Origin of the sequence: Euzebya tangerina (assembly GCF_003074135.1) — a bacterium.
Lineage (GTDB): Bacteria > Actinomycetota > Nitriliruptoria > Euzebyales > Euzebyaceae > Euzebya > Euzebya tangerina.
Map to the genome: position 1 here is coordinate 915638 of NZ_PPDK01000001.1, position 15193 is coordinate 930830.

The 15193-nt window shown below is 67.0% G+C and carries 18 protein-coding genes; 8 read left to right on the forward strand and 10 right to left on the reverse strand.

Annotation, left to right across the window (positions count from 1 at the left end):
* The first annotated feature begins 25 nt into the window (after positions 1 to 25).
* The 5 genes from C1746_RS04280 to trxA all read left to right on the forward strand — a co-directional run bounded on the left by C1746_RS04280 (position 26) and on the right by trxA (position 4934).
* Positions 26 to 1570 (forward strand): protein kinase domain-containing protein, encoded by a 1545-nt coding sequence (locus C1746_RS04280; protein ID WP_116713443.1) that lies wholly within the window; start codon positions 26 to 28, stop codon positions 1568 to 1570.
* A 5-nt stretch (positions 1571 to 1575) separates the two neighbouring features.
* Complete coding sequence (locus C1746_RS04285; RefSeq protein WP_162867372.1) at positions 1576 to 2160, forward strand: RNA polymerase sigma factor; 585 nt, start codon at positions 1576 to 1578, stop codon at positions 2158 to 2160.
* A gap of 63 nt (positions 2161 to 2223) precedes the next feature.
* Positions 2224 to 3450: a hypothetical protein gene (locus tag C1746_RS04290; RefSeq protein ID WP_116713445.1), complete on the forward strand. Its 1227-nt coding sequence runs from the start codon at positions 2224 to 2226 to the stop codon at positions 3448 to 3450.
* Positions 3451 to 3575: 125 nt separating this feature from the next.
* Positions 3576 to 4523 (forward strand): thioredoxin-disulfide reductase, encoded by a 948-nt coding sequence (trxB, locus tag C1746_RS04295; RefSeq protein ID WP_116713446.1) that lies wholly within the window; start codon positions 3576 to 3578, stop codon positions 4521 to 4523.
* 87 nt (positions 4524 to 4610) lie between these two features.
* The gene (trxA, locus tag C1746_RS04300) at positions 4611 to 4934 is read left to right on the forward strand and encodes a thioredoxin (RefSeq protein WP_116715562.1); all 324 of its coding nucleotides are present in this window, start codon (positions 4611 to 4613) and stop codon (positions 4932 to 4934) included.
* A gap of 69 nt (positions 4935 to 5003) precedes the next feature.
* Here the strand turns inward: trxA and C1746_RS04305 are convergent, their stop codons facing one another.
* Together C1746_RS04305 and C1746_RS21905 are read right to left on the reverse strand one after the other, a co-directional pair.
* Entirely contained in the window at positions 5004 to 5651 is a 648-nt protein-coding gene (locus C1746_RS04305) for a GNAT family N-acetyltransferase (RefSeq protein WP_162867373.1), read from the reverse strand.
* On the reverse strand, positions 5648 to 5815 hold the full coding sequence (locus C1746_RS21905) for a hypothetical protein (protein WP_162867374.1): 168 nt from the start codon (positions 5813 to 5815) through the stop codon (positions 5648 to 5650). The genes C1746_RS04305 and C1746_RS21905 overlap by 4 nt, the downstream gene beginning before the upstream one ends.
* Before the next feature lie 69 nt (positions 5816 to 5884).
* On the opposite strand from C1746_RS21905, the gene C1746_RS04310 reads away from it, so the two are divergent.
* Together C1746_RS04310 and C1746_RS04315 are read left to right on the forward strand one after the other, a co-directional pair.
* Entirely contained in the window at positions 5885 to 7117 is a 1233-nt protein-coding gene (locus tag C1746_RS04310; RefSeq protein ID WP_205711705.1) for an aminotransferase-like domain-containing protein, read from the forward strand.
* The gene (locus C1746_RS04315; protein ID WP_116713448.1) at positions 7114 to 8076 is read left to right on the forward strand and encodes a D-alanine--D-alanine ligase family protein; all 963 of its coding nucleotides are present in this window, start codon (positions 7114 to 7116) and stop codon (positions 8074 to 8076) included. Before C1746_RS04310 ends, C1746_RS04315 begins: the two co-directional genes overlap by 4 nt.
* A 69-nt stretch (positions 8077 to 8145) precedes the next feature.
* On the opposite strand, the gene C1746_RS04320 is transcribed toward C1746_RS04315, so the two are convergent.
* The 8 genes from C1746_RS04320 to rpmH all read right to left on the reverse strand — a co-directional run bounded on the left by C1746_RS04320 (position 8146) and on the right by rpmH (position 13276).
* Complete coding sequence (locus C1746_RS04320; protein WP_116713449.1) at positions 8146 to 9045, reverse strand: ParB/RepB/Spo0J family partition protein; 900 nt, start codon at positions 9043 to 9045, stop codon at positions 8146 to 8148.
* Positions 9042 to 9956 (reverse strand): ParA family protein, encoded by a 915-nt coding sequence (locus C1746_RS04325; RefSeq protein ID WP_338066478.1) that lies wholly within the window; start codon positions 9954 to 9956, stop codon positions 9042 to 9044. Before C1746_RS04325 ends, C1746_RS04320 begins: the two co-directional genes overlap by 4 nt.
* A gap of 72 nt (positions 9957 to 10028) precedes the next feature.
* Positions 10029 to 10676, reverse strand: coding sequence for a 16S rRNA (guanine(527)-N(7))-methyltransferase RsmG (locus C1746_RS04330; protein WP_162867375.1), 648 nt, complete (start codon positions 10674 to 10676; stop codon positions 10029 to 10031).
* Positions 10677 to 10786: 110 nt separating this feature from the next.
* Positions 10787 to 11296 carry a Jag family protein gene (locus C1746_RS04335; RefSeq protein ID WP_162867376.1) on the reverse strand — a complete coding sequence of 170 codons (510 nt, stop codon included), beginning with the start codon at positions 11294 to 11296 and terminating at the stop codon, positions 10787 to 10789.
* A 70-nt stretch (positions 11297 to 11366) separates the two neighbouring features.
* Entirely contained in the window at positions 11367 to 12413 is a 1047-nt protein-coding gene (locus C1746_RS04340) for a YidC/Oxa1 family membrane protein insertase (protein WP_116713453.1), read from the reverse strand.
* Positions 12413 to 12748, reverse strand: coding sequence for a membrane protein insertion efficiency factor YidD (gene yidD, locus C1746_RS04345; protein ID WP_240598839.1), 336 nt, complete (start codon positions 12746 to 12748; stop codon positions 12413 to 12415). Before yidD ends, C1746_RS04340 begins: the two co-directional genes overlap by 1 nt.
* Positions 12745 to 13089: a ribonuclease P protein component gene (rnpA, locus tag C1746_RS23130; RefSeq protein ID WP_116713454.1), complete on the reverse strand. Its 345-nt coding sequence runs from the start codon at positions 13087 to 13089 to the stop codon at positions 12745 to 12747. Before rnpA ends, yidD begins: the two co-directional genes overlap by 4 nt.
* Before the next feature lie 52 nt (positions 13090 to 13141).
* On the reverse strand, positions 13142 to 13276 hold the full coding sequence (rpmH, locus tag C1746_RS04355) for a 50S ribosomal protein L34 (protein WP_116713455.1): 135 nt from the start codon (positions 13274 to 13276) through the stop codon (positions 13142 to 13144).
* Positions 13277 to 13667: 391 nt separating this feature from the next.
* On the opposite strand from rpmH, the gene dnaA reads away from it, so the two are divergent.
* Complete coding sequence (dnaA, locus tag C1746_RS04360; RefSeq protein WP_240598843.1) at positions 13668 to 15086, forward strand: chromosomal replication initiator protein DnaA; 1419 nt, start codon at positions 13668 to 13670, stop codon at positions 15084 to 15086.
* Positions 15087 to 15193 lie beyond the last annotated feature (107 nt).

The window sequence follows — 15193 nt, forward strand, 5'->3', positions numbered from 1 at the left end:
CCGACCTACTGTGGTGCGGAGTTCGATGGGACCTCCTGCAACCTCTGATCTCCTGGCGAACCGATACGTTCTCGAGGAGCACATCGCGGTCGGTGGCATGGCCGCTGTGTGGCGTGCTCACGATGAGGTCCTGGCCCGCACCGTGGCGATCAAGATCCTGCACGACGACCTCTCTCGTGACGCCACGATCCGGGAGCGGTTCCGCCGTGAGGCGGTTGCCGCCGCCAAGCTGGTCCACCCGGGAATCGTCTCCCTCTTCGACACCGGACTGGACGGCGACCGCGTCTACCTGGTCATCGAGTTCATCGACGGCCAGACCCTGGCCGACCGGCTCAAGGAGGGCCCTCTCGAGCCGGACGAGGCGGCCCGCATCACCCTCCGGATCGCCAGCGCCTTGGCCCACGCTCACGATCGCGGGATCGTCCACCGCGACATCAAGCCGGCCAACGTGCTGCTGACCGCGGACGGCGGCGTCAAGGTCACCGACTTCGGCATCGCCAAGGCCGCTCGTGATGCCAGCCTGACGATGTCGGGCCAGATCATGGGCACGGCCGCCTACGTCGCCCCCGAGCAGCTGACCGCAACCGGCGAGGCCGGCTCACCGTCGATCGATGGCCGCGCCGACCTCTACGCCCTCGGGCTGTGCCTGTACGAGATGGTCACCGGACGCAAGGCCTTTCCGGGAACGGACCCCGTGGCGGTAGCCCGCGCGAGGCTGACCGCATCCGCCCCGCAGGCACGACGAGTGCGGGCCGACATCCCCAAGGGCCTGGAAGCCCTGATCACCGAGCTGACCGCCTTCGACCCCGAGAACCGTCCCCAGTCCGCCCACGTCGTGGTGCAGGCACTGCGCCCCTTCCAGCCGGATCCGGCCATCCCGCTGGTGACCGAGGTCGACCCACCCGCGGAGAGCGAGTCGATCCGGTCCGAACTGCGGTGGCTCTTCCCCGTCGCGGGCCTCCTCGTGCTCGCAGGGGGGCTGGTCGGCATCGGCACGCTGAGCGGGCCGGTCGAGCCGACGCAGATCTCGCTCCTGGACGCCCAGGAGGTGACCCCGCCTCCGCTCGCGGGGCCGACGGACGAACCGGAGGTGCCGGAGGCGACCCCCGAGCCCACCCCCGTCGAGTTCGGCCCCATCACCGCCTTCGACCCACCCGGCGGCGACGGAACGGAGCAGGACGACGAGTTGGTCAACATCGCCGACGGCGATCGCGAGACCGTCTGGACCACAGAGCAGTACGACACCGCCGCCTTCGGGAACCTGAAGAACGGGGTGGGCTTCCACATCGATCTGCGGTCACCGACCGCGATCTCGTCCGTGGCGTTGACCGTTCCTCGAGGTGGCTTCGATGTCGAGTTGCGCGTCGCCGACCGTCCGGACGCCGATCCGGCGAACTGGGCGACGATACAGGCCATCAACGACATCCCCGCAGGCACCACCACGTATGGACTGCCGGACATGCCGGAGGCCCGCTATCTGCTGGTGTGGATCACCGGTGACCTGCAGCCGTTCCGGTCACAGTTCCGTGCAGAGGTAGCCGAGGTCGTGGTGACGACTTTGGCATCCTAGTGGGGATGTCCGAGACACATGCCAGCGGGGGGGAACTCGACGACGAACAGCTCGTCGCGGACTTCGTGGCGGGCGACGAGCAGGCCTACGCGGCGCTCATGGACCGCTATGCCCGGCGCGTCCACGGCATCTGCTACCGCTACTTCGGCAACACCACCGACGCGGAGGACGCGGCGCAGGACGCCTTCGTGACGCTGTACCGCAAGGCACACCTGTTCAGCGGCAAGTCCAAGTTCTCGACCTGGATGTATCGGGTGACGACCAACGCCTGCAACGACCTGGGCCGCAAGCGAGCCCGGCGCCCGCAGAAGGCCGACGCCGAGGTGTCGGACCTGCAGCTCGAGGAGCCGACGGACGCCATCGGACAGAAGACCCTCCAACTGGAGCTGCGGAAGGCGCTGATGCAGTTGGAGCCCGACTACCGCGACGCGGTCGTCGCCCACACCGTCGAGGGGCACCCCTACGCCGACATCGCCGAACGCACGGGTGTGGCCGTGGGGACCATCAAGTCGCGGGTCCACCGGGGCCACGCGAAACTGGCCAAGATCCTGTCCGGGGAACCATCTGGCCGCGCGCCACCTCATACCTAGCGGGCACACGCCCGCCTTCCCCGACCACTCCGGTCCCATCAACGCGGATCCACCAGCCACGGCATGAACCAACCACCCGACATCGCAGAGCAGCTCGCGGCCTTCCTGGCCGGCGAGCTGGATGACGACGCCGCGGCGGCTGTCCAGGCCCGGATCGATGGTGAGCCGTGGGTGGCGGAGCTGGCCGACCAGACCGCGGACATGCTGATGGGATTGGGTCAGGTCGATCAGATCGAGCCGGCGCCCGGCTACGAGGACCGGCTCCGTGCCGCGGTCGCGCAGGAGCTGGGACGCCCGGTCGAGGACCTGGTCCCCGACGCTCGCTCGCTGGCCACGGCCGCGGCGGCAGCCACGGGCTGGGCGACCGAGAAGGAACCTCAGCCAGGTGGATCAACCGGCGCAGCACGCGCGACCCAAAGCCGGCAGGACCGCACCCGAACTGGCCGGTTCCTGGCCATCGCCGCCGGCTTTGCGCTGGTTGCCGTCGCGGCGGTGGGCACGCTGGTCAGTTCCGACTTCGGCAGCGGTGACGACGGCGACGCTGAAGCCGCAGCGGATACCGCAGAGGTGGACGACTCGGGCGATGAGGCGACGGAGGGCCGGAGCTTCGACTCGGCGGCTTCGGACGTCGGGGAGGAGTCGTTCGACGAAGAGGCCATGGCGGACGAAGCCGGGGAGGAGGCCATGGCGGAAGAGGAAGCCGTGGAAGACGAAGCCATGGAAGACGAAGCCATGGATGAGGAGGAGCCGGCCGACGACGGCGATCAGGCGCTGGCCCAGGACGAGGCCGTGGAGGAGGACGCGGCTGCGGATGCCCAGGAACCCACTGAGGGGCCCCAGGCGGCGGCAGACGCAACCGGAGCCGACCAGACAGCGGCCGCAGCGGTCGGACCCCAGCAGCTGACGCTGGGCAGTGTTCCCGGTGGTGTCGAGGAACTGCGGACACTCGTTGCCGACGCGCCCGCGGCGACGGCGCTGCTCGGCACCCCCGTCGACCAGGTCGCCGAAACCGCCGAGAACTACCTCAGTGAGCTCCTTCGAGCCCAGCCGTACGCTGATGGGACACCCGCCGGACAGTGCCTGGAGCAGGTCCTGACCGAGGCCGCGGCCGCACCGCTGACGGCTGAGGCGGACCTGGTGCCGGCCGTGGCCGCGCGCGTGGACCTCCCTGCTGGCCCGTCCATCGCCTTTGCGATGGTGCGCTCGGCGAATGGGACGCAACTCGACCGCGTCGACGTGTACGTGGTGGATGCCGCCGACTGCACGCTGCGACAGGTCCTCGGCGGCTGACCACCACCTGCCGGTTGGGCACCTCCGAGTCGGGAATACTGATCGCCTCGTGTCGTTGAGATCTGTCGCACGACACCCCGCACTGCACCGCCAGACGCCCCGACCCCCTCGTAGGTACTGACCCAATGAGTGACTCCCCCTCCAGCGACTCTGCCCGCAACGTGGTGATCGTCGGCTCCGGCCCCGCCGGGCTCACGGCTGCCTTGTACGCCGCGCGAGCCGATCTGGAGCCCCTGGTGATCGAAGGTCAGGCGGCGGGCGGGCAACTCATGCAGACCACGGAGGTCGAGAACTTCCCGGGCTTCCCCGACGGACGGATGGGCCCGGAGCTGATGATGGACTTCCGCAAGCAGGCGGAGAAGTTCGGGACCGAGTTCCTCACCCGCGACGTCGACGAGGTCGTCCTGACCGACGGGTCCCCCTTCACCCTCACGGTCGGCTCCGAGGAGATCCTGGCCAAGACCGTGATCATCTCCACCGGCGCCACCGCTCGGTGGCTCGAACTGGAGAACGAGCAGCGACTCATCGGCAAGGGCGTCTCGGCCTGTGCGACCTGCGACGGCTTCTTCTTCCGGGATCGGGAGCTGCTGGTGGTCGGTGGTGGCGACTCGGCCATGGAAGAGGCGACGTTCCTGACCAAGTTCGCGTCGAAGGTCACCGTGGTCCACCGCCGCGATGAGCTGCGCGCATCCAAGATCATGCAGGACCGCGCCTTCGCCAACGACAAGATCGATTTCCTGTGGAACACCGAGGTCGTCGATGTCCTGGGTGAGGACCAGCTGACCGGAGTGGTCCTGTCCGACACCACGACCGGGGAGACCCGGGAGCACGCGACGGACGGCTTGTTCCTCGCGATCGGGCATGACCCCACCTCGGCCCTGTTCCTCGGACAGGTCGACACCGACGAGGACGGCTACATCCTGGTGGAGGAACCAACCACCGCAACGAACATCCCCGGTGTCTTCGCCGCCGGCGACATCACCGACCGGATCTACCGCCAGGCCATCTCAGCTGCCGGGCAGGGCTGCAAGGCGGCGATGGACGCCGAGCGGTGGCTCGAAGCCCAGCACTGACCCCTGCCCGCCACGGAATACGACGGTCAGCCGGATCGTTGATCAGACCAGATCACCCCGCCAATCAACACATGTGAGGACATGAACATGAGCAACGCCCCCGCAGTAACCGACGCCACCTGGACCGAAGAGGTGCTGCAGTCCGACAAGCCCGTCCTGATCGACTTCTGGGCTGAGTGGTGTGGCCCGTGCCGCATGGTCGCACCCGTCGTCGACGAGATCGCGCAGGAGCAGGCTGAGCACATCAAGGTCGTCAAGCTGAACGTCGACGAAAACCCCGACACGGCACGGCACTACAAGGTCATGTCCATCCCCACGATGCTGGTCGTCTCCGACGGCGTGGAGAAGAAGCGGATCGTCGGCGCCAAGGGCAAGGCTGCCCTGCTCGGCGACCTGTCGGAGTTCCTGTAGTCGGTCGCCTCACGAATGCTGTGAGATCCCCCACCCCGGCCCCCGCGGCCGGGGTGTTCCCTGTCCGGATCAGGGGCTGACGGCTCTCGACTCCAGTGCGGGACGGCCTCGGACGGCCTCGCGTCGCGACAGGGTGGCTGCGACCCCGCCGAGCGCGTGGCTCATGGCCTCCGCCCACCGGATCGTCCGAGCGGTCTCGATGCGATACAGGCCCAGCTCGGCGTCCGCCCGGTAGAGCCGGAAGCCCAACGCCGTCAAGGCCGCGCCCGGCAGGATGCATGACCCCGGCCGATCGGCCTCCAGTGCGCCGTGGCGACCGAAGGCCTCCACCGCCGCGGTCTCGTGCAGCAACGCCTCCCGCATGACCGTCTGCAAGAGCTGTCGCGCCGCGCCTGACCGCCGCACCTCCGGGTCGACCCAGATGGTGGCCAGGACCAGCGCGTCCTCGCTGACGTGCAGCCCCAGGACCCGAGTCCTGCGCAGCATCGAGGGTGGCGCGAAGACGCAGAACGCGACCAGCCGCTCATCGGCCCAGATCCCCTTGGCAGGCGCCCCCCAATCGAGCTCGACGGACTTCCACCAGGCATCCTGCCCGGCCTCGTCAGAGCCACTGTCGGTCGAGTGCGTGCCCACCTCCTCGGATTGCCAGAAGAGGCAGCCGCGGCACGGGCCTGGCAGGCTCTCCAGGTCCTCCACACGCAGGTCTCGCACCCTCACCTGATGCGTCCGTCCTCGTCCGGTCGACGCTCGGTCAGACGGGCCAGCAGGCCCACGGCCACGCCGAGCAACAGACCGACGACGGTGCGCCGCAGCAGCGCTGTGCCCTCGAGCGCTCGAGCCGAGCCGCCGGCTTCCGAGCCGGTTGGATTCGCGCCGGACATGGCCCTCCAGCCTACGCCATGCGCAGTGGTCCGTTCGGTGGCCGGCGGCGTCCCAACTACTCTGGAGCCATGAGCGTCCTCGATCCCCATCTTGCGCGGTATGCCGCACGCGCCAAGGGCATGACAGCCAGCGAGATTCGGGCGCTGTTCGCCGTCGCCTCCCGACCCGAGGTGGTGTCCCTGGCGGGTGGCATGCCGGACGTCAGCGTCCTCGACTACGACCAGGTCGCAGCCGTCGCGGCCGAGGTCATGGCCAGCCAGGGGGACGTCGCCCTCCAGTACGGCGGCGGTCAAGGGTCTCCCGAGCTCCGCGAACAGCTCTGCACGGTCATGCGCACCGAGCACGTGAGCGCCCGGCCGGACGATCTCGTCGTCACCGCCGGAGGGCAGCAGGCCCTGGATCTCCTCGCCCGACTGTTCATCGATGCGGGCGACGTCATCGTGGCCGAAGGACCCTCCTACGTCGGTGCCCTGAGTGCCTTCGGACAGTACGAACCTCACATCGTGCACGTCCCCATGGACGAGGGTGGGCTGATTCCCGAGGCGTTGGCCGAGACACTCGACCGACTCCGCGACGAGGGCCGGACGCCGAAGATGCTGTACACGATCCCGAATCATCAGAATCCTGCCGGTGTGTCGCTCGACCTGGAACGGCGCCAGGCCATCCTGCGCTTGGCCGAGGACCACGACCTGATGGTCATCGAGGACAACCCGTACGGCATGCTCGACTTCAAGCACGAGACACGAACCCCACTGGTGACGCTTGCGCCGGAGCGGGTGATCTACATCGGGACGCTGAGCAAGATCTTCTCCCCCGGCATGCGCGTCGGTTGGGTCCTGGCGCCCCGGTCCGTCCGTGACCGACTGGTCCTGCTGAAGGAGGCATCCGACCTCTGCCAGTCCAACGTCACCCAGGCGATCGCCGAGGCGTGGCTGCGGACCCAGCCATGGATGGACCAGGTGCGTGCCTTCACCGAGCTCTACCGCGAGCGGTGCGACGTGATGTTGGCCGAGATCGAGACGGCCTTTCCCGCGGAGGCGGCCGTGGCTGCACCTACAGGAGGGCTGTTCGCCTGGGTCAGCCTGCCGCCTGCCATCGACACCGGAGCCATGTTGCCCCGGGCCATCAATGCCCGGGTCGCCTACGTCCCCGGACGGGCCTTCTTCGCCGATGGCGGAGGAACCCAGCAGATGCGACTCAACTTCAGCTACGCCGACAGCACCAAGATCGCCGAGGGGATCCGTCGCCTGGGCAAGCTGATAGGGGAGGAGCTGACCCTCCTGGAGGCGTTCGGCCGATGAGCGAGGAGACACCGGCCACGTTGTCCATCGCGGTCATCGCTGGTGGCCTGTCGTTGGAACGCGACGTCAGCCTCCGCTCCGGGACCCGTGTGGCTGCAGCGCTCGAGAGTCAGGGTCACGACGTGACGCTGCTGGACGTCGACCAGCACCTGCTGGACACACTCGAGACCGCACGGCCCGACGTCGCCTACATCGCCCTCCACGGCCGCATGGGCGAAGACGGAACCGTGCAGGGCCTGCTCGAGCTGCTCGACATCCCATTCACCGGTCCGGACGCTCGGGCCTCAGCAGCCTCATGGGACAAGGCCGTGGCGAAGGGTGTGTGGCGGCGGGCGGGTCTTCCGACACCCGACTGGGTCTCGTTGTCCTCCGACGCCATCCGGGATCTCGGGGCCGCCAGGATCCTTCCGCAGATCGTGCAACGACTTCCCCTCCCGCTGGTGGTCAAGCCCGCCCAGGGTGGTGGCAGCATGGGTGTTGGTTATGTCAACTCAGCTGAGCAGCTGACCGATGCGCTGATCGGCTCATTCCGCTATCACCCGGTCGCCGTTGTCGAGCGATTCGTCGCAGGTGTCGAGGTCGCCGTCTCGATCGTCGACGACCAACCACTCCCGGTCGTGGAGATCGAACTGCCCGACGAGGGCGGGGAAGACGTCCACTACGACTTCGCGGCCCGATACACCCCCGGCGGCGTCACCCTGCACGCTCCGGCACGTCTGGGCGAGACCGTGCTCAAGAACGTCACTGAAGTTGCGGTCGCTGCGTACAGGGCGTGTGATGCTCGGCACGTCACACGAGCAGACATGATCGTCGACCCGGGGGGGAATCCCTGGCTCTTGGAGTTGGACACCTCGCCAGGGATGACCGAGACCTCGTTGCTCCCCGCGGCGGCGGATGCCGCAGGGGAGACCTTCGCCGCCCTCTGCGACCGCATCGTCCGGGCCGCTGTGGATCACTGAACAGGCTAAACGCGCTCAGATCCACTCTGACGGGAGATAGCAGCTACCTTGTGCCCGTGGGTAGGCCGACTATCCCGCCAGGAGATCGCGACCAGCTCCGCGGCCCACGATGTCCAGGAGGCGCTCCAGGTCTTCGGCGCCGGAGAAGTCGATCACCAGGCGACCCCGCTTCAGGGAGCCCTTGATCTGGACCTTCGTGGCCAGGGCGTCGACCAGTCGCTGCTCGACGTGCGCAAATGTCGACGCGGACCGCTCGCGGGCGGCACTCGCCAGTTCGTTCATCTGGGCATCTGCCGCACGAGCGTGCCGCTCACTGATGGTTCGGACGAGCTCCTCGGTGTTCCGCACCGACAGCCCTTCGGCCAGCACCTGCTGCGCGACCCGGACCTGCTCATCCCGCTCGTCCAGGCTCAGGAGCGCTCTGGCGTGGCCTGCGGAGAGGCTGCCCGCCACGACGTGCTCCTGGACCGGTTCGGGGAGCGCCAACAGGCGCAGGGCGTTGGAGATGGCTGACCGTGATCGGCCCAGCTTGGTGGCCAAGGCGTCGTGGGTCATGCCGAAGTCGTCCAGCAGCTGCCGGTATGCCGTGGCCTCTTCAATCGGATCCAGATCGGCACGGTGGACGTTCTCCACCAGCGCTTCGGTGAGGAGCTGGTCATCTGCCGTATGCCGAACCACGACAGGCACGTCGACCAAGCCCGCCATTCCCGCGGCCCTGAAACGCCGTTCACCGGCGACGATCTGGTACCCGCCCTCAGGACGAGGTCGAGCCACGATGGGCTGCAACATCCCGACCTCGGCCAGGCTGATGGCAAGTTCGTCCAGCAGCGCGTCATCGAAGTGATCGCGTGGCTGACGTGGGTTCGGATGCAGGTCGCCAAGAGGGACCGTTATCAGTCCGGACTCCCCTGGGGCCGCTGCGGGGATCAACGCACCCAACCCGCGGCCCAGACCACCTTGCTTGCTCATGCCGACTCCTTGTTGTCCAAATCGCGGTGCTGTGCATCGAGGCGTTCGATGACCTCACGAGCCAGCCGCCGATAGGCCATCGAACCGCGGGATGCTGGGTCGAACTGGGTGATCGGCTGACCGAAGCCGGGGGCTTCCGCCAGACGGACCGTCCGCGGCACCATGCTCTGAAACACCAGGTCACCGAAGTGTTCGGTCACCTCGTCGACGACCTGCTGACTCAGGTTCGTGCGGCCGTCCGCCATGGTCAGCGCGAAGCCCAGGATGTCGAGCCCAGGGTTGAGTTGGCCCTTGATCAGCTCGGCGTTTCGACGGAGTGCACCCAATCCCTCCAAGGCGAAGTACTCGCACTGGATCGGGACGATCACACCGGTCGCCGCAGCGAGGGCGTTCACGGTCAGCAACCCCAGACTGGGTGGGCAGTCGACCACGATGACGTCGACGTCGGCACGGACGGACTCCAGCGCACGAAGCAACTTGTGCTCCCGACTGAACGCACTGACCAACTCCACCTCAGCGCCAGCCAGGTCGATGTTGGCGCGAACCAACCGCAGGCCCGGTTGGCTCGTCGCCACGATTGCCTGCTGGATCGGGGCGTCGTCAACGAGGACGTCGTAGATCGTCGTCTCATCGGGTGCCGCCCGCAGACCCAGGCCCGAACTGGCATTTCCCTGTGGGTCGAAGTCGATCAGCAGGACGTGGAGCGAGCGCTCGGCCAGCGCTGCGGCCAACGAGACCGCGGTTGTTGTCTTGCCGACGCCGCCCTTCTGGTTCGCCACCGCAAGAATGGGGGCGGGCGAGTAGCGGCGGGCCTGATTCTGCGTGTGGGGGGCGCCCCACCCAACTGGCGGGTCGGCCTCCGTGGGTGGCAGCACGCCAACAGGCGGAGGGGCTGGAACAGCGTCGCTCAAGTGTCTACCTCGTCGGTGTTCCACGTGAAACATCGGGTGTGGAACCCGTGGTCGATGATCCGTGCGTTGCGTCTAGCGTCCGCCGCCCAGGGGAGCGGACTGAGGAAGCCCGTTTCGACGTGGAATCCCACGTGGAGGGCCACCGGATGCAACGATGCTAACAACAACCGTGCCACGATCCGCGGATGCAGCACCGCTCACGGGCACGTCGGTCGTCGCGACCTCCTTCATACGCAGACGCCCCGAACACCGCTGGAAGTACCCGCGCTCTTGCTCCACCGATGCCCCTTTCACGGCCTCCAACCGCCCGCGAGGACGGAGGAACCCCCTGGACAGCTCAGCCACGATGTCCAGTCGGGCCAGCGCACGGGACACGACGCCGTCGTAGAGCCCTCGATAGGCCTCGTCGCGCGCCAGCTCCTCAGCCCGACCGGCCACAGCTCGCGCATTCTCCAGGCCGAGGATGTCGATGAACTCGTTCACGGCATCGACCTTCTTGCGTCTGGCATCGATCAGCGTCCAGCCGACGTGTGGCCGGAGGATTGCTCCCACCAGCCCCGGCAATCCCCCACCCGTCCCGAGGTCGATCCAGTGCTGACCGTCCCCCGTCCGGATGAGCTCGATCACGGCCCGACACTCCGGGAGGTGGATGCTCTGGAGCAGGCCCCGATCACGGGCGGAGACCAGGTTGTGTGGAGACTCGCTGATCAGCTGGCCCAAGAGGTCCAACTGCACCTGCTCGGACGCATCAGGCGTTTCACGTGAAACGCGAGCCGGTTGGGGCCGGCTCGCGTTCGGGTCAGGATCGGGGTGCTCTCCCGCTGAGTCCATCAACTCTGCGGGTGGATGACCACGCGTCGGCGTGGCTCGGCACCCTCGCTGGCCGATGTCACACCACCGGATGAGGACACCAGGTTGTGCATCATCTTCCGCTCGAAGGCATCCATCGGGTCGAGCTTCACGGGTTGGTTGGTCTCTCGTACCTCGGCAATCGCCTCGCGGCAGTGCTCTCGCAGCTTCTCCAACTGTCGTTCGCGATAGCCCTCGACGTCAACCCGCACGTGGCTGCGTCGCTCGGTTTGTCGTTGCACCGAACTGCGGACCAGTTCCTGGAGGGCATCCAGCGTCGCCCCTCGCCGGCCGATCAGCAGGCCACTTCCCACATCCTGGAGCGTCACGACAGCCTGGTCCTCCTTCACGACGATCTCGATGTCGCCAGGCAGGTCGAGGATGTCGAGCAAGCCTTCCATGAAGTCGGCGGCGAGATCTGCATCTTCGTCCATCTGGTCCAGCACCGAGACCTCATCTTCCGGCGCGTCGAGCTCAGGTTGTGCACTCATGTCTTGCCTTTCATGTGGTGTAGCGGACGGCCGCCGGATGGGGGAGTGACTCGCCATCCGTGCGGTTCGCCTAGGACTGTGACTTCTTGCCTGTTGATGGGCTGCCGCTCGACTTGTTCGACGACGACTTCCTCGAGTTCGACTTCTTGCCCTGATTCCTCTGGGCTTGGGACTTCCCGGCCTGTCCGTTCTTATTGCCGTTGCCCGAGCCGTTCTTCCCGTCGTTCTTGCCCTTCGAGTCCTTCACGACGTCGGAGGACTGGTCGCTCTTGCCAGAGACGTCGCGCTTGCGGCGCGCTGCCGCCGCACGCTTCTTGCGACGGTGCTCTTCCTTCCGAGCCTCAGCAGCGGCCTCCTCCTCAGCAGCGACCTTCCGGAAGATCAGTGCCTGCTGACCCATGGTCCAGAGGTTCGTCGTCACCCAGTACAGCACCACGCCGATGGGGAAGGTGAACGACAGGAAGCCCAGGAAGACCGGCATCACGTAGAGCATGATCTTCTGGACCTGCGCCTGCTGATCGTTGCTCGTGCTGTTGGGGTCATTCGCGTTCCGGGCCTGCATCTGCTTCTGCGACCAGTAGGTCGTGGCAACCTGCAGGATGACCAGGGCGATGGCGCCGATCTCGAAGCTGCCCTGCGCGGTGTTGGTGAGGCTCTCGATGCCGAGCCACGGCGCACCTTCGAGCTCGGGGATGCGCAGCGAGTCGTCACCGGCCGGCTGCAGCACACGGAACAGGGCGAAGAAGATCGGCATCTGCAGCAGCAGGGGCAGACAGCCGCCCACGGGGTTGACACCGTGCTCCTGATACAAGGCCATCTGGGCCTCGCGTTGCTTCTCCTTCAGCTTCTGATACCGCTCGGGATCGGTCTTGCGCATCCCCGGGTCGGCTTTGTACTTGGCCTGGATCTTCTTGAGCTCAGGCTGGATCTGCTGCATCCCGCGCATCGAGCGGGTCTGGCGCACCATCAGGGGGATCAGGAAGATCCGCACGGTGACGGTCAGCAGGATGATGGCAATGCCCCAGGCGAACTGTCCGACCAGTGGCTCCAGCAATCCTTCGTAGAATCGCAGGATCGCCTCCAGGCCATCCAGTAAGCCGTTCCATATTGCGCCCATCAGGCCACGCTCTCCTCAGTGTCGTTCATCGGTGCCCTGTTGACGGCGGTATCGACGAACGTGTGTTCGGTGTCGGTGTTCTTCCTCGGGGGAACGGGGTCAAGGCCCGTTCCACCCCATGGGTGGCAGCGCAGCAGACGCCGCGTCGTGAGGTACAGGCCCTTGAATCCCCCGTGCACGCGCAGTGCCTCGAGGGCATAGGCGGAGCAGGTCGGGTGGTACCGGCAGCGGTCCTGCATTCTGGGAACGAGCCGGTAGAGCCGAATCGGCAGTTGCAGGATCCATGCCAGTGGCGACGCGGCTGGGACGTCCACGGTGCGGTCTGACCCGGTCACGACAGCCTCACCCGTGCGGTCGCGCGTGAGATGCTCTGGTGAACCTCATCGCGCAACTGCCCATACGGCGCGCGGTCGGCCCCGGTCTTGCCACTCACCACAAGGTCATAGCCACGTGGCAGTGGCTGCTCACGAAGCGCAGCGCGGATCCGGCGCTTGGCGGTGTTGCGCATCACGGCATTGCCGACCCGCCGTCCGGCGACGACGGCGACGCGGGTGTGGTCGACGGCACCACGACCAGCGTGGACGAGGACATGCCGTGACCCGGCGGCACAGCGCGCTCCGATCACTCGTCGGATGTCTCGGGCGGAGCGGAGACGCGCGGTTCTCACAGCCTCCACGGTATCGACATGCGTGCGGTGCCGTCCGAGCAGATGGGGGGTGACGACGGTCTCAGGCCGACAGACGCTTGCGACCCTTGGCGCGACGCGCCTTGATGACGCGACGTCCCGCCGGCGTCGACATCCGGTTGCGGAAGCCGTGCTTGCGCTTGCGGCGGCGGTTGTTTGGTTGATAGGTGCGCTTCATGGGTGACCTCGAACATCGAGTGGGGTCTCGCAGCCGGGAACGTGACCGTCCCGCGCGAGGGTGAAGTTGGTGCGGCGCGTGCGCTGAACTGGTGGTCATAACTGGTGGCCGGGCACTCGTCGTCAGGGTTCGGAACCCGTGGTGCGGCCTCACGCGCGAATCACAAGGGTACCGACCCCCCTCTGGTGGCGTCAACCACGACCAATCGGCCCTTGTTGGCCCTCCTGGCCTGTGCCAGACTCGCATGCCTTGTCACGTCGTTCCCCGTTGGTCCTGGCGACGGCGACAGTCCGTTACCGGCACCTCCAGCAGCCAGGACCATCGTGATGGTCACCGAACACCCCTACGGGCAGCGGCCGCCTGCCTTCACACCGCCACAGGACCCAACCTCTTGACCGATCTCAACCCCTCCGATCTCGACGACGCGTGGAAGGTTGCGGTCCAGACCCTGTCATCCAGTGTGTCCAGTGCCGCCCAACTGACCTGGCTCGACGACACCCAGCCGGTGGGGCTCTCGGACGGCATCTTCGTCCTCTCGGCGCCCAACCCGTTCGCCCAGGAGCAGATGAAGCGGCGCTTCAGCGATGACCTCGTCAACGCCCTGTCCGGAGCCGTCGGCCAACCGGTCCAGGTGCTGATCACTGCGCGGGCCGATGACACCCCGGCGGAGACGATCAGTGCCCCCGTCCCACTGGACGACCCGCCGGAGATGCGGTTGGTGGAGAACAAGCCCTCGCCCTCTCCGACGTCGACGGTCACGTCGAACTCGCTGGCCGAGGCCAACCTCTCAGACAAGTACGTCTTCGACCGATTCGTGATCGGACCGGGCAACCGGTTTGCTCACGCGGCGGCCTTCGCGGTCGCCGAGGCGCCGGCCAAGGCCTACAACCCGCTGTTCATCTACGGCGACTCGGGGCTCGGTAAGACCCACCTGCTCCAAGCCATCGGTCACTACATCGGCCGGCTCTACCCGCGGACCAAGATCACCTACGTCACCAGTGAGCAGTTCACGTCGGAGTTCATCGAAGGCGTGCGGCGCGGCCAGCAGGCCCAGTTCCAGCGGCGCTACCGCGACGTCGACATCCTGCTGATCGACGACATCCAGTTCCTGGAGAAGGCCGAGCGGACCCAGGAGGAGTTCTTCCACACCTTCAACGCCCTGCACCACGCCGAGAAGCAGATCGTCCTCACCTCCGACCGCCCACCGCGGCAGCTCGAGCGCCTGGAGGCGCGACTCGTCACCCGCTTCGAGATGGGTCTGCTCACCGATGTGCAGCCACCCGACCTCGAGACACGACTCGCCATCCTCCGGCGCAAGGCGGACATCGATGACGTCGCGGTGCCAGGCGACGTGCTGGAACTGATCGCGGGGCGCATCTCGACCAACATCCGGGAGTTGGAGGGGGCGCTCATCAGGGTGATCGCCGCTGCCAGTCTGTCCAAGCAGCCGGTGACCATGAGCCTGGCGGAGACGGCACTCAAAGACGTCTTCCCCGAGGCCCGGACCGGCGACATCACCGCCGAGCTGATCATCGACGAGACCGCCACCTACTTCAACCTCACGCCCGAGGAGCTGTGCTCCAAGAAGCGAACCCGCTCTCTGGTCAACGCGCGACAGATCGCCATGTACCTCACCAGGGAGCTGACGGAGCTGTCCCTGCCGAAGATCGGTGAGGCCTTCGGAGGTCGTGACCACACCACCGTCATGCACGCGAACAAGAAGATCACGAAGCTGATCAAGGAACGGGCCGCCACGTTCGAGCAGATCCAGGATCTGACCAGTCACATCAAGCTGCGTGCCCGGGGTTGAGCCGTCCTCCGCACGTCCGGGCAGGTCACCGATCCGTCCACAGCCACCATGTGGACAACCTGTCGACAACCTCGCGCTGTGCACACGCGACGAGGCAGACTGTGCGA